The sequence below is a fragment of the Chryseobacterium sp. G0162 genome (assembly GCF_003815715.1).
In the GTDB taxonomy this organism is placed as follows: Bacteria; Bacteroidota; Bacteroidia; order Flavobacteriales; family Weeksellaceae; genus Chryseobacterium.
Genome location: NZ_CP033922.1, coordinates 1,176,288 through 1,201,227 on the forward strand (window position 1 = coordinate 1,176,288; position 24,940 = coordinate 1,201,227).

22 protein-coding genes are annotated in these 24,940 nt (G+C 34.8%); 9 read left to right on the plus strand and 13 right to left on the minus strand.

Translation table 11 applies throughout. The features are described from left to right. Positions 1 to 3 precede the first annotated feature (3 nt). From EG344_RS05420 to EG344_RS05455, 8 genes are all read right to left on the minus strand, one after another. Positions 4 to 216: an addiction module toxin RelE gene (locus EG344_RS05420; RefSeq protein ID WP_123908638.1), complete on the minus strand. Its 213-nt coding sequence runs from the start codon at positions 214 to 216 to the stop codon at positions 4 to 6. A gap of 12 nt (positions 217 to 228) precedes the next feature. Further along, positions 229 to 624 (minus strand): single-stranded DNA-binding protein, encoded by a 396-nt coding sequence (locus EG344_RS05425; protein ID WP_123908639.1) that lies wholly within the window; start codon positions 622 to 624, stop codon positions 229 to 231. A gap of 567 nt (positions 625 to 1,191) precedes the next feature. Continuing rightward, positions 1,192 to 2,034: a toprim domain-containing protein gene (locus EG344_RS05430; RefSeq protein ID WP_123908640.1), complete on the minus strand. Its 843-nt coding sequence runs from the start codon at positions 2,032 to 2,034 to the stop codon at positions 1,192 to 1,194. 429 nt (positions 2,035 to 2,463) lie between these two features. After that, positions 2,464 to 3,594 (minus strand): hypothetical protein, encoded by a 1,131-nt coding sequence (locus EG344_RS05435; RefSeq protein WP_123908641.1) that lies wholly within the window; start codon positions 3,592 to 3,594, stop codon positions 2,464 to 2,466. A gap of 166 nt (positions 3,595 to 3,760) precedes the next feature. Next, positions 3,761 to 3,883 (minus strand): hypothetical protein, encoded by a 123-nt coding sequence (locus EG344_RS24370; RefSeq protein WP_262697904.1) that lies wholly within the window; start codon positions 3,881 to 3,883, stop codon positions 3,761 to 3,763. Between the two features lie 46 nt (positions 3,884 to 3,929). Next, positions 3,930 to 4,799, minus strand: a complete 870-nt coding sequence (locus EG344_RS05440) for a hypothetical protein (protein WP_164464395.1) — start codon at positions 4,797 to 4,799, stop codon at positions 3,930 to 3,932. A gap of 648 nt (positions 4,800 to 5,447) precedes the next feature. Continuing rightward, positions 5,448 to 6,293 (minus strand): RteC domain-containing protein, encoded by an 846-nt coding sequence (locus EG344_RS05450; RefSeq protein WP_034976009.1) that lies wholly within the window; start codon positions 6,291 to 6,293, stop codon positions 5,448 to 5,450. A 51-nt stretch (positions 6,294 to 6,344) separates the two neighbouring features. After that, positions 6,345 to 8,003: a helix-turn-helix domain-containing protein gene (locus tag EG344_RS05455; protein ID WP_034976012.1), complete on the minus strand. Its 1,659-nt coding sequence runs from the start codon at positions 8,001 to 8,003 to the stop codon at positions 6,345 to 6,347. Positions 8,004 to 8,311: 308 nt separating this feature from the next. Here EG344_RS05455 and EG344_RS05460 point away from each other — a divergent pair, with 308 nt between their 5' ends. From EG344_RS05460 to EG344_RS05470, 4 genes are read left to right on the plus strand one after another with little or no spacing between them, the layout of a single operon-like run. After that, a complete protein-coding gene (locus EG344_RS05460) occupies positions 8,312 to 8,551 on the plus strand; it encodes a hypothetical protein (RefSeq protein ID WP_040995566.1) in 240 nt (79 codons plus the stop codon). 38 nt (positions 8,552 to 8,589) lie between these two features. Beyond that, entirely contained in the window at positions 8,590 to 8,754 is a 165-nt protein-coding gene (locus tag EG344_RS23800) for a hypothetical protein (RefSeq protein WP_155859112.1), read from the plus strand. Between the two features lie 11 nt (positions 8,755 to 8,765). After that, positions 8,766 to 10,280, plus strand: a complete 1,515-nt coding sequence (locus EG344_RS05465) for a MauE/DoxX family redox-associated membrane protein (RefSeq protein ID WP_040995564.1) — start codon at positions 8,766 to 8,768, stop codon at positions 10,278 to 10,280. Positions 10,281 to 10,302: 22 nt separating this feature from the next. Then, the gene (locus EG344_RS05470) at positions 10,303 to 10,584 is read left to right on the plus strand and encodes a DUF6520 family protein (protein ID WP_034976021.1); all 282 of its coding nucleotides are present in this window, start codon (positions 10,303 to 10,305) and stop codon (positions 10,582 to 10,584) included. Between the two features lie 18 nt (positions 10,585 to 10,602). Here the strand turns inward: EG344_RS05470 and EG344_RS05475 are convergent, their stop codons facing one another. From EG344_RS05475 to EG344_RS05485, 3 genes are all read right to left on the minus strand, one after another. Beyond that, positions 10,603 to 13,158: an alpha/beta hydrolase family protein gene (locus tag EG344_RS05475; RefSeq protein ID WP_081780172.1), complete on the minus strand. Its 2,556-nt coding sequence runs from the start codon at positions 13,156 to 13,158 to the stop codon at positions 10,603 to 10,605. Beyond that, entirely contained in the window at positions 13,158 to 14,543 is a 1,386-nt protein-coding gene (locus EG344_RS05480) for a RagB/SusD family nutrient uptake outer membrane protein (RefSeq protein ID WP_034976025.1), read from the minus strand. Before EG344_RS05480 ends, EG344_RS05475 begins: the two co-directional genes overlap by 1 nt. Positions 14,544 to 14,742: 199 nt before the next feature. Beyond that, on the minus strand, positions 14,743 to 17,730 hold the full coding sequence (locus EG344_RS05485; protein WP_034976027.1) for a SusC/RagA family TonB-linked outer membrane protein: 2,988 nt from the start codon (positions 17,728 to 17,730) through the stop codon (positions 14,743 to 14,745). A gap of 958 nt (positions 17,731 to 18,688) precedes the next feature. Here EG344_RS05485 and EG344_RS05490 point away from each other — a divergent pair. The 5 genes from EG344_RS05490 (at position 18,689) to EG344_RS05510 (ending at position 23,083) form a co-directional block, all read left to right on the plus strand. Further along, on the plus strand, positions 18,689 to 19,033 hold the full coding sequence (locus tag EG344_RS05490; RefSeq protein ID WP_034741419.1) for a helix-turn-helix domain-containing protein: 345 nt from the start codon (positions 18,689 to 18,691) through the stop codon (positions 19,031 to 19,033). 28 nt (positions 19,034 to 19,061) lie between these two features. Further along, the gene (locus tag EG344_RS05495; RefSeq protein WP_034741422.1) at positions 19,062 to 19,505 is read left to right on the plus strand and encodes an HNH endonuclease; all 444 of its coding nucleotides are present in this window, start codon (positions 19,062 to 19,064) and stop codon (positions 19,503 to 19,505) included. A gap of 80 nt (positions 19,506 to 19,585) precedes the next feature. Continuing rightward, positions 19,586 to 20,122 (plus strand): hypothetical protein, encoded by a 537-nt coding sequence (locus EG344_RS05500; RefSeq protein ID WP_034741425.1) that lies wholly within the window; start codon positions 19,586 to 19,588, stop codon positions 20,120 to 20,122. A 311-nt stretch (positions 20,123 to 20,433) separates the two neighbouring features. After that, a complete protein-coding gene (locus EG344_RS05505; protein WP_034741428.1) occupies positions 20,434 to 21,846 on the plus strand; it encodes a caspase domain-containing protein in 1,413 nt (470 codons plus the stop codon). 97 nt (positions 21,847 to 21,943) lie between these two features. Then, the gene (locus EG344_RS05510; RefSeq protein WP_034976031.1) at positions 21,944 to 23,083 is read left to right on the plus strand and encodes a hypothetical protein; all 1,140 of its coding nucleotides are present in this window, start codon (positions 21,944 to 21,946) and stop codon (positions 23,081 to 23,083) included. A gap of 426 nt (positions 23,084 to 23,509) precedes the next feature. On the opposite strand, the gene EG344_RS24230 is transcribed toward EG344_RS05510, so the two are convergent. Together EG344_RS24230 and EG344_RS24235 are read right to left on the minus strand one after the other, a co-directional pair. Then, positions 23,510 to 24,187, minus strand: coding sequence for a 5'-nucleotidase C-terminal domain-containing protein (locus EG344_RS24230; RefSeq protein WP_228412860.1), 678 nt, complete (start codon positions 24,185 to 24,187; stop codon positions 23,510 to 23,512). Continuing rightward, positions 24,184 to 24,933, minus strand: coding sequence for a metallophosphoesterase (locus EG344_RS24235; RefSeq protein WP_228412861.1), 750 nt, complete (start codon positions 24,931 to 24,933; stop codon positions 24,184 to 24,186). Before EG344_RS24235 ends, EG344_RS24230 begins: the two co-directional genes overlap by 4 nt. Between the last annotated feature and the right edge of the window lie 7 nt (positions 24,934 to 24,940).

Below are 24,940 nucleotides of genomic sequence, written 5' to 3' on the forward strand. Positions count from 1 at the left end.
GTATTAATTGTTGTTTTCGTAAATGTATGTTCCGCTTGTTTTGAAAGGGTCTTTTCCCTCTGTAAGACGGATTTCTGATTTGAATTTTCTTGAAAGACTTTTTGCATACCGTATTGCTGTCGTTCTCTCGCAATAGAATTGGGAAAAGACCTCCACCTTTTCCCAATCATTCTTATCACTTTTTGGCTTCATCTGAAAGTTATATTGTGCTTCCATATTTGAATGCTTTTAGAATGGTAAATCATCGTCCGTATCTTCCGCAAAAGCATTGGACTTTTGTGGCTGTGAAGCTGGTTGTTCTTCTGTGTCAGACTTTTTTCCGCCTCCGTGTACTTTGATATTGGAAGTATGAAAATTCAGTCCCGATTTTATTTCTCCATCTTTTCCAATCCACGCACTAGCACTTGCTCTGCCTATAAGCTCTACTAATGTTCCCTTCGTTAAAATCTTAGCTACGTTGGCACTTAGCCAATAGGAGCAGTTATAATAAGTGGTCTGTTCTCTTAGTTCGCCTTGTTTGGTTTTAAATCTGTCATTGATGGCTACTGAAAAATTAACGACCTGTTTGTCATTTTTTAAAGTGTTGATTTCTGCGTTTTTTGTAATTCTGCCTACGATGTTCATAATGCTAATTTTTGATTGTTAATAATTATTTTCGAGTTTGTTAAAATTTTCGAGTTGATTGATTTGGTTTCGAGGACACTCGTTTTTTTTACTGCTTATATCCAATTGGAAAAGCAGAATTATTTGTTGTTTTATTTTGTTGTTTTTTCCGTTGATGTCAAAGACCGTCTGCGATTTAATTGATTCGTATAACTGAGGTTCCGTCTTTTTCTTTGCCGATGATCATAGGAAAGTATCAGGCATATAAAACCACAATCCTCCAAAGCTTTGGAGGATTGTGGCTCGAAATATTTTTGTCCGAAGGATTCAGGAGTGTCTGAAAAAATTATTGGAACTCGTGGAAAGAATTTTTATAGAAACCCAAAAATATTTTTTTAGGTGAATGATGCTGTCCTACATTTGCAATAGTAAAAAGTCAAACATCAGTTGGAAGTGATTAAATAGACGGTATTGACAGTGGGAAAATTAAAATAAAGCATTGGGTAATTCTGCTTTTTTAAGGCTTTATAAGTTTATACTTCTTGAAATTTAATTGGTCTTTAAAATTATTTTCAGAATTTTTACATTTTACTTTGTTGCACAAAACCACTCGTTCAAATCCTTAAAATCTTTGTACAACAAAGAGCAATCTTCAACATTTTTATAGTTTTTCCGGATAACCTGTTTGATTGTAATTCCATTATCATCATTATCCAGGAAAAGTGAGATTTTGTAATATTCTCTAAGTTTATCATCGACTTTAAAAAGCATTGCTGTAGAATTGAGAATCAAACAATCTGAAATTGAACTTTCTGCACTTTCCAAATTTTTAAAAGTCAGATAATCAAAAAAACCTTCAAAAACCACAATTTCATTAGAATTATTCAAATCATTTTTTATCAAAGTGACATCTTTTTTGCCCAAACAGATTTTTGAATATTTACTTCGGATTTCAACACCTCCGGAATTATTGAAAAATCCAATCCCGAAATATTTCTTACCATTCAAACGATACTCAATTTCTTTTACCAAATCTTTTTGTTCACACACTTTTCGGGATTTTAAATATTGAATTAAAGCAGGGTGCTGAATTTCATTTACTTTTATGATTTGATAATTTTTGATTTGGACAGCTTCTTCAATCTGAGTATTATTTTGAACTGAGAAGTCAAATTTTTCAAGATACTTCAAAGCATCAGAAACTGAACATCGATTCATTTGCTGAACTATTGAAATCACATCATAACTTTTCCCGGTTCCAAAATCAAATGCTTTATTTTTCACAAAATCAACAGACAAACTCGGGATTTTTTCCTCCCTGTCAAGCGCAAAGTAAAATGCAGTTTTCCGATTTTCTTTTGCAGGAAAAAGGCTGAACGATTCCAAAACTTTTCTTATATTCACTTTTTCTTTTACTTCTTCGCAATTCATTTTTTTTCTTTTTTAAAGCAAATTTTTTATCCACATTTTCCTTTTTAATAAAAAAAAGACTTTTTAATTACTTTTAATATACTTTTAATGAGGCATTGTATCGTCTTATAGTAAAGGTTTTGAGCCGCTTTTTCGGTGAGCGCAATTCCGAATTCTGGTGAGCGCAATTCCGAAAATAGAGTGACAGCAATTCCGAAAAAACAACAGTTTTCGGGTGAGTGCAATTCCGAATTCAACATTCTATTTTCATTCATTTTTAATACAAGACTCGTAGTTATCCACATTTTTTTATGCTTATCCATATTTCTAGTGGGTTTTGAATTTCGGAGTGACCGCAATTCCGAAATATCATTCAAAAATTTTGGCACTTTAACATTTTCTTAACTTCAGTGACCGCAATTCCGAATTCCGGTGAGCGCAATTCCGAATTCAAATAATTATCGGGTAACCATTTGGTAATAATTCTCCCATTTTTGTACGCCGATAAATTTGTATAATGTGTTCCTGAATTTCATTCAGAAATAATTTCCCCTGAAATTCCGTAGATTTAATTTCCTTCAATCGAGCAGTTCGGATAAATTCTTTGAATGCCTTTTCTATCAAAACTCTGGTTTGTAGAACGTTTCTGTATTGATGGGAAAACTGGAGCATTTCATTTTCGTGCAGACCATATCTTTTCCTGATGTAACTTAATCTTTGTGCTATTTTTTCCGTATGGTTCAGATATGCTTCGCTTGATTCTAATTGTTCTCTTGTGTTACGAGATAAATTGTTGTTCAAAATGGTTTTAGTTAAATGAGGAATAATAAAGATTGAATCTCCTCTGTACTTGTAATTGAATGAAAGCGTGTTGAATGTATTCAAACTGGTTCTTGCAGGCTTCAAAAATTTGAAACAAAAATCCTTGGAAGTTTTATACTTCAATCCAAATTTTTTGTTCAGTGTAGACAGTTTTAAAACGGCTCCGTTTTCAGGCAGTTTTGCAAGCCAGATAGCGAAAATAATATGCTTATTGTTCCTGATATTGTACACCAAATTATACAAAACGTAATTGTATTCCGGGATGACCATTAGTTTCTTAAGCCAATAACTGCTGATTAAAAACGTGGTGTAACCTCTTTGGTCATAACTAGGTATAGAAATTAGTCCACCAAAAGTTTTGATTTCCTTGCCTTTGGAATTAGTGGATTTGTACCAGCTCATTTTGAACTTCGTAAGAAATTCGTAAGCATCTACCACTTGCTTAGTAGAACCGCTTGGTGAAATTTTGCTGTTCCTGATTTTTAAGGAAGCGAAAATATTGTTCTCAGTTTCAAACTCCTCATCAAACAAGGAGAGTTGTTTAGGTCGGTCTTCAGGCCGGAATTGCTCATTGCTGATGGTAGAAACAATATTAAATATCACCCTAAGAGCATTGATGGGAATATCCGCAGCCTCGTGACCTTCGAAAATAAAATCGTCCACGAAATGGTTTCCCAACCGAATTCTCTCAGGATTTACTTCATTATTACTTTCAAAATTCTTGCGGATCAACCGTAAATCCTTTTCCGGTACAGCCATAATAATGCTTCAATTTGGTTTAAAATTTCAGTCTTTATTTTCCTTCCTTATATTCTAAATTGATTAAAATCGATTTGTAATTTTATATCAACTTGATTATCTCGCTTTCGATCGTTTTAGTACCGTCCGCAATACTGTAATATTTGTAAATATTAATTCCTTCACCTTAAAAGACCCTTTTCTCGACTTTACCGAAATTTGGGATCTTCACTTTTTGAATTCCTTTGTACTCGGCAAGCATTCCGTTGATGGTTACTTTTTGACCGGGTTTTAAATCTGATAGTGTCATAATTCAATTTTTTAGTGTGTTCTTATCCTAGACATTTGCCTAGGTTTCAAAGGTTGCCGTTTTGGGATTTTGGACGTTTTATATCCGGAATGGATTGAAGTGAAAGTTGATGGCTTTCCGTTTGACTATTCATAAAAGGTAACGTACTTTTCAATGAAGATTTCCAATTGGTAATGGGTCTATCAGAACTATTTTTCCAGCCATTGTTTTTCCAGTTTTCATATTTCGATTGTATTTCAGGATCTAACTCAGGCTCATAAATTTTTAATGTTTCCGCATACGTCATAAATTCTTCCAAAGACGGAATATTTTCATCGTTCCCTTTTTGATTTGTTGTTTGTGTTTGTGAGGATTGTATTGTTTGTAATAAATAGCTTTCAATTTCGTGATCAATGGTGTTTTCAGAAAAATTTTGAACGGGACGATCTGTAAGTAATGAAACTCCGGATTCTACTGTTTTTTGAATCAATTCTTCCTTTCCAATTTCTTCTTTACTCACCATTTCAGGGCTAGAAATTTGTGAAGGATAATCTCCTATTAACCTGTATTTACACGCAAGTCCGCTTGTAGCTTGGTATTGAATTAATCCTAAATTTCGGAGCTTTTCTTTAGTGGATTTTACTGTTTTCCGAGTGACTCCTAATTCTATGCTTATGACAACATCTGAAATTTGAAAATCACAAGAGTCATTGTCAGAACCAATTTTCAGCAGGTATAAATACATTGAAATTCCCGTTGTTCCAATTGATGTTTTTTGGTTGAAATCCCAAAACCGCTGCATTAATTCAAGGTAATGCATATTGTAAGGTTCCTGAAGATATGTTAAGCAGCTTCTTGACCTCAGAACTCCGAAGCCATAATTTTTGCTCTGTCGTCTTACCCTTGAGTAATATTTCAATGCCTTCCAATAGTTCAATTTTGAATTGCTGAAGGTCTTCCTTGGTGATAATAGATATTGCCATTTGTCAATTATTTTGTTCGACAAAATTTCAAAATCACGCTTAATATCTTTCGGTAGTTTCTCGGTACTACCGAAAGATTCTCTTGTACACCCTTTGGATAAAGAGTCTTAGATCAATGGTTACTGGTGATTAAACTGATTTTTTTTGAAATTGGAAAAAAAACCTCCAATGCATTGCGATAAGCAACACTTTTATTGGATTATAATTCAATATTTATATAAATTTTTTATTCCTTCCCATTAAGACTATAGTTTTCCCGACATTTTTAAGAATTAGCTTGATCGAATTCAAATTAGCTTGAAGTACTTTTAACTATCATCTAAGTAGAAATCTCTTTGATAATGGTGTGTGTAAAGTTTCTCTATGAATAAATCACACAGAAGATCTTTCGGTAGCTTATCGATACTACCGAAAGATTACAATTACAATTCCTATGAAATACTATTTCATAGGTCAATTGTTGGAATTATAAACGATAAGGACTCTTAATTTATAGTACATCAAGATTAAGGCAGCTTAAGATGTTATAAGTTTTAATAGGTGAAAATAGAATATGGTCTTATTTGAAATTGGAGAATTATGTGTAGAAACTAATTGTTCTCCTATAGGTCTAAGTCATCCAAATACTGATTAAAATTATGCTGAAGCAATGACAGAAATTTTGTTCTATCCGTTTTTCTTAACCGTATTTCGCTGAATGTTTTATGATAATTCCCTAAACCAATATTTAATGAATTTTCTGCCCAACGGAAAATTTCCGCCAGATCTGAATGACCTCCATTAAAACACTTCGTTTGATGAAGTGCATACAACAGCTCAATAAGGGCAACTTTCGGGGCTGTCCATTCCAGATTCTTAATATGGTCAATAGAGTTTTCTTTACTGTCTTTTGAATCAATTTTATTTGTTAAATATTGTTCAAGAAGATCATTTGCCATTATTTGAGACACAATATGGTCGTGGGAAGTGGAAAATTCCTCATCATAACTGTACAATTCCGGACTGAGCTTCAACTTAAAATCAAATTTGAACCGAACGAAATATTTTTTGTCCAAGTATGTAGATTTACGACGATAATAACTGATGAATTCTCTTTGCTCATTATAGAAATATAAAAGATTGGATCTCTCGTTTTCATAATACGATCTTAACGCCTGCGAATCAGCATAGGGTTTTGAGGCTTCTATGGCAAGCACTTTGGAGTAGTAAATATAAACTGCTACGAACTGCGGTTTGGTATTTTTAAAGAAATATATTTCGTTACTCCAGTCCGGAAATTGATATTGGCGCAATAGGTCTTTCAATTGTCTTATAGAAGCGTCTGTTTCCATCAGAATTTCTTCTGCCCGAATCACAATATCATTCTCACTTCTGTTGATCTGATCCACTGCCGTTGTAAGATCTTTCCAAAGCTGATCCACTTTTTTTTTAAAATTTTGTCCGTTCATACGTTTTTCAATTTTTTGTTAACGTAAAAATCGGGCTAAAAAATAATAAAGTCAGGTCTTCTTTAATTCTTCCTGTCTCATTCTAATAAAATCTCTAGGCCTGATACTGTTGATCTCGAGAAAGTGTGCTGAGAAGATCTGCCTGTTCGCCATCCCGCATATTTTGGCGAGTGTTTCAATTTTATAACTAAGATATATAGTTTCCTCTACAAGTAAATTGGTGATATATTTGATTCTTAAAGCTTTAAGGTATGTTGGAAATGTTACATCAAAGTGTACATTGAGTACATACGATAAATGGGTGCGGTTGCTTCCTATCATTTTGGCAACAATGTCAAGTGTTAAATTCTGCTGAAGAAATTGTTTTTCGTCTTCAAAAATCTTTAGATTTGTTTTGATGTCCTCGATAATTTCTGAACTGTATAAGTCTAAACTGTTTTCATCAGATGAAGCGGGTGCTATGACGTCGAAAGTAATGGTTTCTTTTGAGGTATTTAATTTTTCCAGCACTTCCTGATACCTGGCATTCAATTCCTTTTCTCTTTTCCTGAACCTCCAAATTAAAAAAAACAAGATTACCAGTCCCGCACCAATGAAAGAATATAAAATAACTTGATGACCTCTGATCATCTGCTTCTTCTCTTCTATTAAATTGTCCGTATCATACTCGCTATAAATTTTGTCCGTGAGCATCACAAAGTCAGCATTAATAATGGAGTCGGCCTTTAACAACTGATCCGCGTAATATATCTTCCGTTCAGAATTCCCATTTTTTTTAGCATCATCGATCAGATACAGGTAACTTGATCTGATCTCAGGGGTAATAAACCAAAATTTATTAACCAGCGAATCAACTTTATTAAAATAGTTTAACGATTCAGCTCTGTTTCCCTTTGATCTATATAGTTTCCCTATATAAAAATAGACGCTCGTCAAGGAAGCGTAATCCTGATTGTTGCTCAGAATATCTTGAGACACTTTAAAGTGCTTCAATGCTTCATCTGCTTTTCCCTTTCTAAGTAACTGCACTCCCCTTCCTTTCTGGAAGTACCCAAACTCAATCATCAGCTCGCTGTTGTTATGAAGCCTTTCCAGCCCAATATTAATGAGGGAGTCTTCCTTATGATATAATTTCAGATTTCTATAACAAGTGCTTAAGCGATAAATACTGTTAAAATAACCTGATTCATTATTGAACCTGATGTTCCGATCTAAACTCTGTTTGGCATTTTTTTCAAAAAAATCAGCTGTCTCTTCAAAATGTAAGGCTGCATATTTATAGTATCCCAAATAGCTTTTGATCATTCCCAAATGATAGATGATCTTATTTTTAAGGTAACCATCTTTTGAATTTTTTGAATATTTGAATGCTATTAAATATTCTTCTAAAGCTTTTTTATATTGTCTTAGATTATAGTAATAAATAATTCCTTTTCCTGCGTAGGCTCTTGCGATCTGATCCTGGTCGTTTGATTTTACAGCGGTGACAATGGCACTGTCAGCGTATGATAATTTTCTGCTGGTTTCTTTGCTGTAATAGATGGCTTCTTCGTAACCTCGGATTAGTTTTTTAAGGTTATGGTCATTTTTTGCTTTGTCAATGTACATTTTGACAAAAACCATTGCTCTTTCGTCATTCTCTGAGTAGGAATTGATCAATCGGGAAATCTCCTTGTAAGATTGTTGTTGTATCTCTTTACCTTGTGTCATAAACACAAACAAAGTGAACAATAGTGGTAAAATTCTATTACAATAATACATTATGATAAGATATATTCAAATTTAATAAAAAAGACACAATTAAACGCTTTTTCAAACTTTACAATCAAAACAATAAACTGATTATCAATGATATACAAATAAATTTTGTTGGTAGAATTGATCAATAGTGACATTTAATGTATCAATTGATGCAACAATAGTTTTTTTTAATTCCCTAACCCTCCTAATTTCGACATCAGAATTCTAATCAATATCAACAACCGGCCGGGATAAATTTTAAAACCATTATTAAAAAAATGAAAAAGTATATCTCACTTTTAAGTCTAACAGCTATGCAGTCTTGTGAAAGAACCGAATCTGTTTCTGACATGACAGAACAGAAACAACAAAGTATTGAAATTCCAAACAATAAAGAATCTTCAAAGAATGCAGATGGATCTTCAGAAACAAATGGCTCTAATAATTTTGAGACCGGTGATGATGATGAACCAAAAAAAGATAAGCAGCACTGGAGGATAGTGAAAGATACGATCTGATAAATACGACTTCTGCTAAACTGAAACAGTTTCAAAAAATGGAAAATCAGAAAGTGATCTTAAGTACCGGAAAGAAGTGTACCGAAAGTGGAAAATGGGAGATTGAAGGAAGAATAAGCACTGCAGTTTACGTTTCAAAAGGCGAAGTAATGCCCGCCTACTGTGGAAAAAATGTCAAATGGATTTTAGTCAGAAAAGGATAAAAAAGAAAACTATGAAAACCTTCAGAACAAGATTTATAGAATTTGTCAGCTATTTTTTCATATTGCTCTTCTGCTATGCAAGTATCAGTAAAATGATGGATTTTGAAAATTTTCAGATTCAGATTGCACAATCTCCCCTATTGAGTGCATTTTCAAATGTCATGTCTTACGGAGTTCTAGTCATTGAACTTGCAATATGTATTTTATTGATCTTTGAGAGATCCAGAAAAATCGGATTATACAGTTCTTTTGTTCTGATGGTTTCATTCACTGTATATATCTACATGATACTGAACTATAGCGAGTTTATTCCTTGCTCTTGTGGTGGAATCTTAGAAAAAATGGATTGGAAAACCCATCTGATCTTTAATATTGCCACTGTTATCATAGCTGCTTTTGCAGTTATTTTATATTCAGATTCTAAACGACAGGAGATTTTTAAATCTGTGAGTCTGCTGCTCGTCTTATCAATAGTAAGTTGTTCAGCAATTATTCTGATGTACAGACAATCAGAATTTATGATCAAAAAGGAAAATAATTTTACACGAAGGTTTTTACAGCATCCGATAACAGAAGAAAAACGGTCCAATCTTCAGATCAACTCCTATTACTTTGCGGGCATTTCAAAAGATTCAGTATATCTGGGGAACTATACCGCTCCATTTCTACTGACATCAACTGATTTGAATTTTAAAGCAACGAAAGAAAACAGGGTATTACCGGATCGTTACAACTTTGATTTTAAAAGAGTACAGCTGAAAGTGAATGCCCAGAATTATTATCTGTATGACGGAAGTGTTCCTGTAATCTATCAGGGAATCTTGGGAAATCATCAAGCAAAGACCTTGAGCTTAGGACAGGCGTACTTTAGCCAATTGGTGAATATCAGTAAAGATGCCTTTGCAATCAGCACTTATTTCAAAGATTCAGAAAAGCAGACTTTAGGATTGTTGAATCCTTTGCAGAAAAATCCTCTGAATCTGAAATCGGGAATTCTTGGAAAAACCAATGACGGAATCTTTGATACTGATGGACAACTACATTTTGACCCGCTCACTCAGATTGCTGTTTATGTACACTATTACAAAAACCAGCTCTTGATAATGGATGACCATCTTACCGTCAAAGCGAAGTATAAAACCATTGATACGATAAGCATTCCGCAGATTAAGGTTTCTGAACTTTCGGACGGAAAAAAGAAGATGAGCAAACCCCCATTGAAAGTCAATAAAAAAGCATTTGTATATGCAGGTCTGCTATTCATAGAATCAAATCTCATCGGAAAATTTGAAGACAGGGACCGATGGAAAAATTCTTTTATTATTGATGTTTATTCAACTGTAAAACAAGGATATATCGGAAGTTTTTATCTACCAAATCCCAAAAAGGAAAAAAAGGTACAGTTTCATATTACAGATCAGCATCTTTATGTATTAACAGGAAATGAAATCATTAAATATCGTTTTGCGCAGAACATCACTCAACATTTCATTGCAGGGGAAGCCGAAAACCTGAACCAAGAGTAGGCACCAAATTTAATTTTACATCATGAAAAAAATGAGAAAAATCGCATTGCCCTTAGCAGTTTTGCTTTTAGGCGCAGGGAGTGCGTACGCTACAAGCGTTGTGAAAAAAAACAGTTTAGTGGAAAACGGTTATCGTTTTGATCCGTTAGCACCTGTTGAAAAATGTATTATGACGGAAAAGTCATGTCAGGCTGATATTTTAGGTGAAGTATGTACCTGGTCAGACGGAGTCAACACTCATAATCTATTCCAAAATGCAGGCGGAACCTCGTGCGGGAATCCACTGTATGAAATTCCTAACTAATTAAAAAGGTGAAGGGTGCTACAACGCACCCTTCATTTGTTTATCAATCCATTCAACACCATTCTTACCTTTCAGAAAATAATCCAGCCATTCAAGCATTCTTACAGATAAATCTTTTTGTGCAATTTGTTGAAGAAGCGAATGACCTTCTTCCTGATAGAACAATGCTATCACAGGTTTGCGGTATTTTCTTAGAGCAACAAATAATGAGCGGGTTTCCTCACGGTCTACATTACTATCTTTTTCGCCTGTCCAAAGTAATATGGGTGCTTTAACCTCCGAAGCAAAATACAACGGATTGTTATCCATGTATTTTTGTTTATTTTCTACAAAGCTGCCACCCATACGCATTTGACCATATTCATACCGCCAATAGTCAGGACTTCCAAAATCGTAATTGAAAGAAAAAGGAGTATGAACAATGTCCGACACCGATGCTCCCGAAATAAATGTAGCAAAACGATCTGAGTGCGTTGCGATAAAGTTGGTCTGATATCCCCCGAAAGACTGTCCTGTCAATGCAATTCGCCTCGCATCTACTTGTTCTATTTTTACCAATTCATCCAGAACATTATGAATAGACTCAAGTGCTGAAAGACCTGATCCTTTATCTGCGTATGTAATATCCGGAATGAGCACCATATAGCCTGATTCCAATAGCAACCTTGCATTAAAGCCTCTCCCGTTTTTTAATGTCGGAAGCAAAAAGGCTGATGTACCTTTCTGCTGTTTTTCGTAAATATTAAGTACGACAGGATATTTTTTACCCGGATCATAATCATGTGGTAAAAATAAAGTTGCAGTTAAAGATTCTTCTGTTGCTCCTTTGTAAAACAGCTGAATTTTTCTTATTTTTTCTGCAGTTTTGTCATGAGCATTGGAAGTGAATACGATATGATCTTTCTTTCGTTTTTGTTTAAATACAATGGATGGCGCTTCATTGTAATTTTCTTTCGTCCACACAAAATTTGAATGATTATCTGTATAGGTGAAATTTCGTATTTTATCTGTAGTTTCAGCTATAATTTTTTTTATTGTACGATGATCCCACTCTACATATGATTTCAACAAATCACCTTTTGAAATGCGAAATAAATAATTATTGTCAGGCACTGAAATAATTTCTCTAGGAAGCCCTTCCGTAATCTTTTGGTGTTGACTGTTGATAATTTCAACATTGTCACCATCTAAAGTTACTTTCCTCTCCAGTTTGCCGTTCAAAATATTTTGTTGCCATACATTATTACCTTTTACCCAGGTAATAAGCTCAGTTCCTTTAAAGTATGGCGAAGCTTCAGGATCTGATATTTGTTTTTTAGTTTTCAGGGTAAATGTGTTTACAAGATTCCAGCCATTATTATCAGCCGTAAGAACCCATTTTCTATCAGGTGAAACATACAGTCTTTCATCAATCACGCAAAGAAAACGATGTTCATTTGATCTTGAATTCCATACAAACAAGGAATCTCTTTTGGGCATGAAAAAATCATCTTTCTTATCTACAAATGATTGGTCTTTCTTTATCTTCAAAAAATTACCGGAATTTCCAATCGCTATTTCTGTATGAAACATCGAATCCATCGGAATTACTTTACCTGTTTGGGGATACCACAAAAAATTTTCTTCAACCTGCATATCTTTAATATGATGAGTGAGATCTTTTTCAACGCCGTACCAAAACTCTAAAAGTTTTTTTTCTTTCGGAATCTTTCTGATTAGCTTGATAAATAATGCATCAGGATCTGATGAATAGTCAAGATTTACGTAATGGTAATTTTTACTCCGCATCAAATCAAGGTTTCGAGGAATCTGTAAACCATCAACACAATGCTTCAATGTATATTCATGCTTGTCTTTACCAAAGACGGTATATCCTCCTTCCGTAGCAGTGCCTTTCCATACTTTCAAGACTTCATCGAACGCGCGGGCTATGATCTTTTTATTTTTTGTATCAACCCTCAAAACGTCAGTCTCATTTTGATCATTTTTCTGAAAAACAATGAGTTCTTCATCAACAGTGCTATATCTAATAACATTTTCTAACTCATGAATCTTTCTGCCGTTTTTACCGTAAACTTCCAGTCTGTTATTTTGATGCTCATCATAATGAATCAAAAATAAAGATTGCGGTTTCATCTGATCAATCGTCTTTACATGATCTTTTGTTTCAATAGTTTGATCTATTAGATTAATTAGTTCTAATTGCTCACCACTCAAAAAAGCGAATTTTTCACTACCCATAAAAAATGAAGTCCTGATTGATTTTCGTTCAAACTTTTGAGTCTTATCATGTACATTTTGTAAAATGTACATCGGCGATTTACTTTCATATTTCATCAGCCAGCTTACCCATTTTCCGTCATCAGACATTTTCAGAAAATCAGGAACTTCAGCTTTTTCTGCCAATGCTTCCAATTTTTTCAAATCATGTTGCCCGTTGAGTGGTAGTGGTAACAATAGAAAAGTAAACACAATGAGGAGCAACAATATTTTTTGAATCGTATTTACTGTCTTATTACTTTCAAGTATGTTTTCCCTGTTCTTCATCATATTTTTCCAATTTCTATTCATCATCAATATCCTGTATTTTGGGGATTAAGGTTTGGATTAAGCAGCAGTTCTTTCTGGGGTATCGGCCATTGAGCATGGTAGCTTTTCCAATTGGTTTTTACAGGAATCAACTGATCAAGCAATCCCCATCTTTTCAAATCAAAAAAACGGATGCCGTGTTCCACAAAAAACTCCCTGCGTTTTTCTTCTCTCAATTCTGCGGTTGCTGCTGAAACCGTCAGTGAAGTGCTCAATGCTGGTAATCCTGCCCGTTGGCAGGAACGGTTGATATACGGAACGGCTTCTACTGCTTTATTTTGCTCGATCAGGCTTTCCGCCATCATGAAATTGACTTCGTCCAGACGATAGATTATTGAATATTCATTGGGATTATTGACCGCAAGGTTTTTATATTTTGAAGAGCGGTAATTGAGCTGTTGGTTAAAAGGTACTGCCGTGATATAATGCTGTCTCCGCAAATCTCCCGAAGAAAATGTATTGATGAGATTCAGATTGAGAACAAACGATAAAGGTGCGCCTGTAAAGTTATACAGTGATGCCTCTTTGGTCGCATCATTCGTGTTTTTTGGCTTCAATTGCCAAATGATATGGGTTCCATTTTTTTGAAATACTTTTGAAGGGTCGGTTTGAAATGTATATTGAGATGATTGCAATACCGTACTGCAAAGCACTTCTGCTTCCGCCCATTTCTTCAGTAGCATTTTCATCTTTGCCAATGCCATATATCCTGCAAATTTGTTGGGATAGATTCTTTCTGCATTTCTGTAAGCGGATGGTAAAAGATTAACCGCCTCAGACAAATCGGTTTCTAGTTTTATGAGTAACTGATCTTTATTCATTCTGCCCAATTGGCTGTTGATGACATAATTGGTTGTTTCTGTGTAAGCTATTTCTCCAAAAATCTGATAGAGATTAAAGTAGATGATAGAGCGCACGAATAATGCTTCACCTTTGATTCGGTCTTTGGATGCCTGGCTTAATGATTTTGAATTGGTTACCCCTTCAATGATGCTGTTGGCAGCATAAATCTGCCCATAAGCATTCGTCCAAGCCGTCGTTACAACGGTATTTGTAGCCACCTGCTGATTGTTTGCTATATCTAAAATACCGTTTGATCCTGATGTGTACACACAAGTCAGATCATCAGCATACGTCCCCATCAAAGCACCCATCCCGTCGATGCCTCCCGAAATAAGTGAGTTAGTCCAAAGTCCTGCATACAGTCCTGCCAATGCCGCTTCAGCGGTTTGCTCGTCTTCAAAAACAACTTCTGTCGGAAGCTGGTTATTGGGAAAATCGGTTTCTACAAATTTTTCGCAGGAAATTGTGGTAGTTAGTACAGCAGATAATATTGCTGCCACAATAATATGTTCTATTCTTGTTTTCATTTTTTCAATTTTTTAAAGATTTAATTTTTATTCAATTCTTAGAATGTGAAATTTTTACATCATCTGACTTTTAATTTTCACAGAAAACCTACATTCAACAAGTCTCAAGTTCTTAAAGGATTAAATTTTACAGTATCTAATTATTGCTTCTATAAAACTTTACCTTTTTACATTGTCAGATTCTAAAAAGTTTAACATTTTAAAAGGTTAGCTGAAAGCCTAGTGAGTAGGTCTTCAGTGGCGGTAAATATCCTGTCAGTACAAATTCAGGGTCGACCCCAAAATATTTAGTAAAGGTCAAGAGGTTTTGTCCCTGCACATAAATCATCGCTTCTCTGATTCCGAATTTCTGAACGGGAATGCTGTAATTAAGTTGTACATTTTTCAGTCTGATGAATGATGCATCGCCAATGGCAGCAGTAGAATTTTGGAACAAAACGTGCGAAGCATTTTTCTGCGCATTCGCTCCTGAACTGTACGGCATATACATTCCCGAAGGATTTGAAGGTGACCAAACATCCAAAACTTCTACAGGCTGATTGTTCATAGAACCCGGTACCAGCATCTGACGATTATAATTCCAGTTTCTCTGCTTCACAAATTGCCAAAGAAATGATGCCGACCATTGTCCGTAGCGGAAATTGCTCAACCAGCCTCCGAAAAATCTCACGCCTATTCTTTCAATCACTTTATTGTCATTGGGAGAATTGATCTTTCCGTCTCCGTCAAAGTCGGTAAATTGGTATAATCCTGTTGCCGGATTAACCCCTTCAAACTGATAGACTTTAACAAGTGACATCGGATATCCTAAAACATACTGATTGGCATAGGTTGATCCTTCCAGATTGGGAAATTCCAGTAGCTTACTCTGCGGAACAGAAAGATTGAATGACGTGTCGTATTTGAACTTGCTTTGTCTCAAAACCTGCATCGATGCTTCAAACTCCCAGCCTGTATTCTGAACCTTTGCAGGAAGATTCGACTGTATCGTAACAAACCCTGTCGTCGCAGGCAATGGAATACCGACCAATTGATTGGATGATGTATTGTTGTAATACGCCGCTGAAAAATTAATTCTGCTTTTCAGAAATGATAATTCCAGTGCTACTTCTTTTTTGAGTGTTTTCTCCCAGCTGAAATTGGGATTGTACAGTCTTGAAGGATTCAGAGCGGTGATGTTGTTGTAGATATTGGATGAAATCGTATAGGTATTGAGATACTGATAATCTCCAATCCGGTCATTGCCGGAAGTTCCCACACTTCCTCTGATTTTGGCAAAGTTTAACCACGGGATATTTTTCATCCAGCTTTCCTCTGAAACAAGCCACGCTGCACCCACTGCACCAAAGTTTCCGAAACGGTTGTCGGGACCAAAACGGCTTGAACCGTCCCGTCTGCCTGTAAGGTTGACAATGTATCTTTTCATGAATTGATAATTGATTCTTGCAAACGCAGCATTGTAGTAATACTGGTTTCTAACCTGATCACTGATGACTTTTGTTTTGGCTGCTCCCAAATTCTGAATCAGGGCATTGCTCTCAAAGCCATAACCTTGTATTGAACCCTGATTGGTTTCAGATTGCTGTAATGTGGTTCCCAACAACATTTCGAGGCTGTGGTTTCCCCAGCTTTGATTGGCAACCAATTGCGGTTCCAGAATATAAGAGAATGTGGAACTGCTGTTTTTAAATGAAGTGGAACTTGCGCTCGTCAATCCTGATGAGGGATTGTACATCGTATGGGGCTTGAGTGAAAACTCTTCAAAATTCTGATACGTTAAACCTCCGTTGAATTTTAGTGTAATGAACGGAAATAAGCGGTACGAAATCTGCGCTCCGCTGTTTATAAAGTTGGAAGAATTGAGATACTCGCTTTTAAAAACACCCAGAGGATTCGTAAACGTATTGTTCTCCCAATTCAATGAACCATCCTGATTGTAGAGTGCTGGAGCATTCGGACTAAGAGTTAAACTTCTCTTTGTTAAATCATCATTCAGGACATTGTTACTTTGAAACGAAAAGGTATTGCTGAGATTGACTTCCAGTTTTTTATCAGGTGTTCTGTAACTGAAATTCCCTGTTAGATTATTAGTTTTGTATCTGAAATCTGCAGGAAATACCGTTGTCTGTTCGTTATGTCCGTAGCTGATTAAGTAGGAGGTGTTTTCAGAACCTCCGCTTAAAGAAAGCTGGACTACAGACGCATCTGCCGTATTACCAATGAGTTCTTTTTGCCAGTCGGTGTTTCGGGTCTGATCCCACACACCGTTGAAATCATACGCTGCCGCAGGAATTGTGGAGATGCCGTCATTCTGAAATGCTTCTTTTCTGATCTTAATATACTCATCAGTGTTCAGCAGCTTCAATCGGTTGGCTACCGTACTGAGAGAATAAGAGGTATTAATCTTGAAATCGGTTCTTCCTTTTCTTCCTTTTTTGGTCGTCACAATGATGACTCCGTTGGCACCTCGTGATCCGTAGATTGCCGTGGCATCGGCATCTTTCAATACCTCGAAGCTTTCTATATCATTGGGATTGATGGAATTTAGAGGATTTATGGTAGCGTATGGTAAAATTGCAGCACTGTACAACGAGGGAGTTTCTGAAAGAATTGGAACACCATCAATAATATACAATGGTTCATTTCCTTCTCTTCGGATGCTGTTCTTCCCTCTGATCTGAATATCAAATCCTCCGCCCGGAACTCCTGAATTTTGGGTAATGCTCACGCCCGACATTCTACCCTGTGCAGCGGAAAGCACATTGATAACAGGTTGGTTTTCGATGTCTTTTGAAGAGACTTTGGCAATGCTTCCTGTTCTTTCTTTGTCTTTGACTTTATAATACCCTGCGTTGAGAACGACTTCCTCTATCTCTTTTTCTTTACCTAATGAGATATTGACGTTTATCCTACTGCCTAAAGTGATTTTTCGTTCGGGATAGTCCGGATGGCGGTAAATAATTACGGGTTTCTCTCCCGATACCTGAACACGGTAAACGCCTGCTGCATTGGTCACAGCCACTTCTTCACTACCCTCCTGGAATACGGAAACTCCTTTGACTGGCTGGTTATTTTCCGAGACAGTGCCTGTAATGGTGCGCATCTGCCCTATTGCTACGCCGGAGACGAGCAAGGTGAAGCCAAAAGCCAATTGAAGATGACTTAGGCTGCAAAAGTTTTTTTTCATACTTTTGAATAGGTTTAATTCGTTAGACTTTGCTCTTTCCTACGCTAGCGGTCAACTTTTGTGGAAAGGGCTTTTGTTTTTCTATGGTTACATTCTACTTTCTGTTTCTTGAATATGTTTTCAGCGTATCTACTTGATGATGCTTGGGAGGAAGCTTCAGTAAGGACATATCAAAACCTCCTTCCCAAGCACATCTTGAAATAATATGAATGAAATTGTGTCCCGTGTAAGCTGTAAAGCCGCAATGAGTTTACTCATTGTAAAGTGTCATTTCTAATAAGAAAACATTCTATTGAAATCTAAAAACAGCCGTAACCATCTGCATTATTCAGACCGTTGAATTTTTTTGTCTTCAGTATTAAATTCCCTTCGTTCTGAAAATAATTTGGAATATCAAAAGAAAGCGAGTACTTTTAATGTGCGAGATTAAATTGTAGTCTGGCTTTCCTTTTACTTTTAAAGGAATTTCGGAGTTTGTCGATAATAGCCAGGTAATACCAATCCAGCATTTTGCAAGCAAAACTGGCATAAAGCCGTATTTTTTTTCTGTTATGCTGGCGGACTACTCCGGTGGGCAAATTAGAAGAATGGTTGAAAATGTCGTCCTCATAAATATTATTTTTATATATGGAACGATGCTTTTAGATATGAGAATTATACGCAAAAATAGCATGCGGCGGTCTCACACTCTAGAATCAGGGCGACCAACCCACTTTAAACCGAAGATTAAAGTTTCCACCTAAAGTATACGTGAGAACCGCTCGCATGCCGTATACAAAAGTAAGAAACTTTTAGACATGGAGCGATTTCACGAGGTTCTCGATGGAAAATTGGTCTTTTTGATTCGAGATACATCGTTCATTTTACCTTGTTGAAGGTTAATGATTTATTCGCTAAAGCAAAAATAATAAATATTTATTTAACACCCAACATATTGGGTTATTTTTTTTAAAAATATATGGAACAAATTACTTATTTAGAAACAACACAATTCGATTTGGATTTTATTAATCACGTAAGAAACATTCGCAAAGCAAAAAAACTAAGCAAAGATCAGCTTAGCCTAAAAATGGGTTTGGCCAAAAGTTTTGTTAGTAATGTGGAGTCATTAACACAGCGACATAAATATTCTACTCGTCATATAACATTACTTTGTAAAGCCTTTGATTTTAAAAATATTTCAGATTTAATGAATTTTCCTACTCCTAAGAATGATAAAATTAAAGTTACAATTAGACAGAAGATGAATGATACAAATACAAAAGTGGTTAGTAGTGAGGTAGTAAAAATCGAAGTTATTTAAAGTTAATGAAAAATAATACGGATAACTAATGAACATATATACATACTCTGGAAATATTGAGCATCTAAAAGCTTTTGATAAGGATTATCAATTAAAAAGTATGTATACTCCTCCAATAAATAATCAAAGGCGTCCTCTAAAAAAAATATCAGAAAGAATCTGTCGCTTCTGTGGTAAAAAGTCCGATGCAACAACCTTTAAAAGCAAGCCTCACATTATTTCAAGATTATTTGGAAATAATTCTGGGGTGTCAGATTACGAATGTGATAAGTGTAACAATCATTTCTCAGGTTTCGAAAGTGATATGGCAAATTTTTTAGGTTTGAATAGAAGTGTTAATGCCTTAGGAGCACAAACTCCTCCAACATTTAAATCATACGATGGTAATATTGTAGCTAAAAAAAATAGTTTTAATGGTTTTCATGGCATTGATATAGAATCAAATAAACAAGGGGTAATTAAAAAAAATTAGATGGAGGTATTATAGAATTTAACGTTATACATAATCCTTATATACCGATTAACATTTTTAAATGTTTACTGAAAATTGCCTTGACTGTAATTCCTGATGTTGAAGTAGACAACTATAAATTCTGTTTTGATTTTCTGATGAGAAATAACAATGAGGCTTATTTTGTACAGCATGCCAAACAGATTCATAGGGGGGCATCTGGTTTTAATGTAAAATTTCCCTATGTATTAATTTTCAAAAAAAGAAATTTAGAAAGTAAATTGCCTTCTCACTGGATTAAACTTTATTACCAAGATTCGTACATTCAGTTTTACATACCTTGCCATAAAGAAGATGAAGTTTTACTTCAGGGTGAAGAATTAATTTATTCACTTTGCCCACCATTAATTTTCGCTGAAACACAGCCACAAGGAATTGCAAAGTATTATGAAAAGTTAGATCTATCTTCAAATGTTATGACTAAGGGAAAGACTTCAAAACTCAATTTAACTTTTGATGAAAATCTTTCAAGGGAAGGGAGTAACAACAATCAGGAAACACACAATTCTGATAATTTTAATTCAGATGAAATTATAAAAGTTTTTCTTACCAAAAATTCAGGTTTATTAGAAGAATAAGACCGGCTCATATTATTACTGTGTGTTACCTTGCATATTAGTAAAACACAATTCTTTTATTTTGCCAAATTTAAATATTCTGGTTGCGTTATTGTCGCGACAAACTTTTTTCATATTGAGAGGAAACCGTAATTTTCTAACAATATCTTTTGTATATTGAGGTCTAAAGTGATGGAGAATATCAATATCGAAAAACACAAGTTGATTGTTTAAAGGTTATCCTTTTAGGTAATCAGAATAGCTTGCAAAATTCTAATTTTCTACATTTTATCAACGAATATTTTAAAAACATCCAAAATCGACTTAGATATATGAAAACATTAGCAATTATAATTGGCAATAACAACTACTTTAAAGGAAATGAATTAACTAACGGAGAAAATGATGCAAATCAAATTGCTGGAATCTTTAAAGATTACAATTATGAGGTAAAATTATATCTAAATATCGATCAAAAAAACATAGTTGAAATTTTACAAGAATATAGCGACTTACTAAAAGATTTTGATGCATCTATTTTTTATTTTGCAGGTCACGGATTCGAAGTAGATGGAGAGAATTTTTTGGCGAGTATCGATTCGCAAATTCCTCCTGAAAATAAATATGTGGCAAAACAAAATTGTATTACTTTAAATGATTTATTTGACATATACAGGCAAAATCCTACTAAATTAAACATAGTGATATTAGATGCTTGCAGAAGATCATTTGGTCGCGGGACTGCACTTGGATTTAGTCCAATTATAGCTCCTAAAGGATCACTAATAGCATTTTCAACATCTCCAAATGAAGGTGCTTTAGATGTCGGATATGAGAATAATAGTATTTATACGGGCTCACTAATAAAGCACCTCTCGTCCGAAAGGATAGCTGTCGAAGATCTATTTAAATCTGTAAGAAAGACAGTTTTTGCATTGTCAGGAGGAAGACAAACAACTTGGGAACACACCTCATTAATTGGTGATTTTTACTTTTACAAACATCAAAAGCTAAATATTTTAAGCCTACCTTATAATCCGAATGTTTTGAAAGATGAAAATTATTATGAAGATTCAGAATTTTACAAAAAAATTAAAGAACTAAAGACCTACAATTGGTACAAACAAAATCCTGCAATTGATTATTTAATAACAATACCAGTAAGTCAATTAGATAAGGACCAAATGTTCATTTTAGGAAGAAATTTATTACAATGCGCTATTGGTGGGGCAAATTCCGCTATGACATTTTTTGAAAATCTTAATAGGTCACTACTAGATTTTCAAATAAACTCCGAGAATCATATTCTAAATGGAATTCTATTTGAAATGTATTACGACAGCAAAGGTGAATTCAGATTTAATAATTTTAAAGGAAATTATAGAGAAGAAATTTTTAAATTAAGAGATAATCCAGCATTCAATCAATCATTCGATTTCATAAATGGTATTTTAATTCAACAGGATTACTCTGTATTATTTTTACCAAATTCGCAGACAATAAATATTGAAATTAAATGCAGCCAAAAAACAACAAACGATGGTTTTGGAGATAGAATAGTCCAGGTGATCGAATCAATAATCTTTAACGGAAATGATATTAAAAAAGAAATATCGAAGTATTATATTGATGGGTATAATGAAAATGGATTAAAGACAGTCCTAGCCAAATATCTTAATGCGCCAGTTGAATCGATAAGAATTAATTCGAATTTTGAACTTAGATACATTAGATTTATTATATAAAAAACACATTAAAATAGTTTAAAATTATTTTATCTAAATCATTGAAGATGCTTAAAGCCGGAAAATGAAAACCCAACTACCTGCATAAAAATAGAATATGAATATTGAAAAATACAAAGAAAATGCCCTGAAAATATTATTTCCAATAAAGCAAGTCGATGATAATACAAAAGCAAACGAAAAACTATTATTTTTTGCTGAAAGAAGTGATGCAGGAAGGGAGATACAGGATTACTACTTAGTTTATTTTCTATTTGTAAATTTATTAGGTTTCAAAGACACAGGAAGATCTGAAAAGCTGGCTTGGTCTATTCCAATTGATTTTAATGGTAAAGCATTTCTGATTGAACACAGGAAAATGGGAGTTGGGGTTTTTATTCAAAATAAGGAAGATGAAGAAGATGCGAAAATAATTACTAAGAAAATTAACGGTGCGATAAAATCTTCAAGACCATATTTTAACCACTTGGCAGCAGAGGCTATCAAGAGTTCCGAAATAAATATTGTAAATAATAATGGATATTTATTTGAACGATTTAACTATTTTCTAAATCTATATAAATCAGAAAATAAGAAACTAGAAAAATTATCTAAAGAAAGGATTTCTATTGATGGCACTTTTGTTCTAGGTTCCAAAAATTACTACAAGATACGGCAAAGCACAAAATGGTTAGCAATTTCAACTATTGAATCATTTTTTAGCTGGACAGAACATCTATTTATTCATCTTGCTATCCTTACACAAAAAATAAAAACAGGGGAAGAAGTCACAAAATTAATCGATGCCGAATGGAAAACTAAATTCAATACTGTCATATCTGACGATATGTTAAAGGAATATTATATTGAATTACTGATGATAAGGAATCAGGTAAGGAACTTTGTTGCTCACGGTGCATTTGGAAAAGACGGCAATGCATTCCACTTTCATTCCGGAGCCGGTGCTGTACCAGTAATGATGAACTTTAATAAGACTAAAAATAGGTTTTCTTTTCAAGGCACACTGGAATTTAAAGATAATGAAGTTATATGTTTGATAGAATCTTTTATCTCTGATATGAATAGCAGCAATTTAAAACCTGCACTCACATATACCCAAGGGCAAGGTTTGATCACAATATTACCTTATGCAAGCAATGGGATGTATGAATCTGCAATGCACGATAATGATATTATGGAAAAATTTTGTGATCATTTGCAGGGAATATTTGATAACTCAGCAAATATGGATTGGTAATCTAAATCTATAAATAAACTTACAAGCCAATGACAAAAATTGAAAGGGTAGAGCAATACTTACACGAATTTTTTACATATAATATTTTTGAGTTCAATGATTTTTATAGGAAGTTTATTACTAGAGACTCGTTGTAGTTTATCTCTTAAAAAAATATTGTGGAAAATTTCAATTTGAACGATTAATATCTCACAGATTTCCTACGATATAAAACCTACTTTATTTTTACAAATATTTTTAGATTATATTAATAATAAAACAGACTGAACTTGAATGATGCCGCAGACGGATCAGTCATCACTCTAACAGGATTTACTAATCTGGAAAACTTTATCAACAGCCTGATCTTATAGCAACATTCAATCATCGTAATTGCCCAGCACATAAAATAAAAGGCAGAGGATCTTCGGATCTTCTGCCTTTATTTCAGACCAAAAGAAAAGAATCTTCAGATCTTTCAATGTGAAAATTATTCTCAAGATAATATGTCATTGCTGTTATGGCATTAGATCCTGTCTCTGTGCGGTTTTTCCCATATTTCTTTGGAACATCCTGCTCGGTGAGGAAAGCAACTTTGTAAACCTTGTCTTTTTGTAAATGTCTTCCCTGAAAATAGATTTCCTGAATTCTGTAACCCGGCGGATTTTCAATGCGCATCAAAATTCTCAATCCGTTGCAACGCTTAACATAACCTCCCATTTGTTTCATCGGCTCTGCGGAAAAGGTCCGCTCCAGATTTTCTTCTAACATTTCAAAGATCTCTTTTCCAGTAAGCTCTGTGGTGGAAATAGGCGGATTCATCGGCACGATTTTGTATAAGTCCCAGAGGGTAATATTTCCGACATTTATAGGTGCACCATAGCGCCATCCGTTGGAAAAGGAGATCTCAACGTCCGTCGCAAAATTGACGGCAGACAGAAGAAAGTCATCCATAGTAGAAGACAGCGTGGAATAGCGGTGCAAAATATGTTCTGTCGTCCCCAATACTGTACTTTTCATTTCAGCAAAAGACTGTAGACTTTTTTCCACCAGATCTTTAACTTCTACATCTTCATCAATACTGTCGTCAGTTTCAATGATCTTGTAATCAAAATGTGTAATCATTCCATTTTGACATCAAGCTTTAGATTTCCTACAAATGATCCGTGGCAGCCACATTGGATGATAATGCAGTTTCCTGCTTTTTCTGCTTCGTACATCCTGTTATGGGTGTGTGCACTGAGACAAATATCGATTCCTTCCACTTTTTTGAGCAGTTCGATATCTTGCGGATAACCATTGTGCGACAAAAGAATAATAATGTCCACAGCATCCTCTCTTAATTCTCTGACGCATTGATTCGTCTCTTCAATTCCATCGGTCACCGTTATGCCTTCACTGAACTTCTCCGGCATTGTCTTATCGATAATATTGGAACAGATCCCGATTATACCAATTTTGAGTCCTCCAATTTCAGATATTTTGTAAGGTAGTAGAAATCGTTTTCCCTGCTCATCAAAAACATTGCAGCCCAAGACGGGATAATTGAGCTGGCTTTCCAGTTTTAACAGATGTCTTGGTGTATAGGCAAAGTCCCAGTGTCCTACCATTGCATCAAATCCAAGTTGGTTAAGTATGGGAATCAAGACCTCTCCTTTCGACTGTACCACCGGAACTGTTCCGTGAAACGTATCCCCTCCGTCAAAGAGCAATGCGTTCGGATTTTCTGCCCTGATCTTTTTGAAGATGGTCTGAATTCTGGCATAACCTCCTGCACTTTTAACATATTCTTTCTGATAGTCATAAAACAGCTCTGGATGGGGTTCCATATAGCCGTGCACATCGTTGATGAATCCTATTGATAATTTCATAATTTCC

Coding starts and splice junctions, on each gene's coding strand:
- EG344_RS05455 (WP_034976012.1), bottom strand. CDS start 8,003: ATGACACAAGGTAAAGAGATACAACAACAATCTTACAAGGAGATTTCC.
- EG344_RS05465 (WP_040995564.1), top strand. CDS start 8,766: ATGAAAACCTTCAGAACAAGATTTATAGAATTTGTCAGCTATTTTTTC.
- EG344_RS05485 (WP_034976027.1), bottom strand. CDS start 17,730: ATGAAAAAAAACTTTTGCAGCCTAAGTCATCTTCAATTGGCTTTTGGC.
- EG344_RS05475 (WP_081780172.1), bottom strand. CDS start 13,158: ATGATGAATAGAAATTGGAAAAATATGATGAAGAACAGGGAAAACATA.
- EG344_RS05495 (WP_034741422.1), top strand. CDS start 19,062: ATGAACATATATACATACTCTGGAAATATTGAGCATCTAAAAGCTTTT.
- EG344_RS05480 (WP_034976025.1), bottom strand. CDS start 14,543: ATGAAAACAAGAATAGAACATATTATTGTGGCAGCAATATTATCTGCT.
- EG344_RS05425 (WP_123908639.1), bottom strand. CDS start 624: ATGAACATCGTAGGCAGAATTACAAAAAACGCAGAAATCAACACTTTA.
- EG344_RS05420 (WP_123908638.1), bottom strand. CDS start 216: ATGGAAGCACAATATAACTTTCAGATGAAGCCAAAAAGTGATAAGAAT.
- EG344_RS05460 (WP_040995566.1), top strand. CDS start 8,312: ATGAAAAAGTATATCTCACTTTTAAGTCTAACAGCTATGCAGTCTTGT.
- EG344_RS24370 (WP_262697904.1), bottom strand. CDS start 3,883: ATGACACTATCAGATTTAAAACCCGGTCAAAAAGTAACCATCAACGGA.
- EG344_RS05505 (WP_034741428.1), top strand. CDS start 20,434: ATGAAAACATTAGCAATTATAATTGGCAATAACAACTACTTTAAAGGA.
- EG344_RS05435 (WP_123908641.1), bottom strand. CDS start 3,594: ATGGCTGTACCGGAAAAGGATTTACGGTTGATCCGCAAGAATTTTGAA.
- EG344_RS24235 (WP_228412861.1), bottom strand. CDS start 24,933: ATGAAATTATCAATAGGATTCATCAACGATGTGCACGGCTATATGGAA.
- EG344_RS05430 (WP_123908640.1), bottom strand. CDS start 2,034: ATGAATTGCGAAGAAGTAAAAGAAAAAGTGAATATAAGAAAAGTTTTG.
- EG344_RS05450 (WP_034976009.1), bottom strand. CDS start 6,293: ATGAACGGACAAAATTTTAAAAAAAAAGTGGATCAGCTTTGGAAAGAT.
- EG344_RS05510 (WP_034976031.1), top strand. CDS start 21,944: ATGAATATTGAAAAATACAAAGAAAATGCCCTGAAAATATTATTTCCA.
- EG344_RS05490 (WP_034741419.1), top strand. CDS start 18,689: ATGGAACAAATTACTTATTTAGAAACAACACAATTCGATTTGGATTTT.
- EG344_RS23800 (WP_155859112.1), top strand. CDS start 8,590: ATGGAAAATCAGAAAGTGATCTTAAGTACCGGAAAGAAGTGTACCGAA.
- EG344_RS05470 (WP_034976021.1), top strand. CDS start 10,303: ATGAAAAAAATGAGAAAAATCGCATTGCCCTTAGCAGTTTTGCTTTTA.
- EG344_RS24230 (WP_228412860.1), bottom strand. CDS start 24,187: ATGATTACACATTTTGATTACAAGATCATTGAAACTGACGACAGTATT.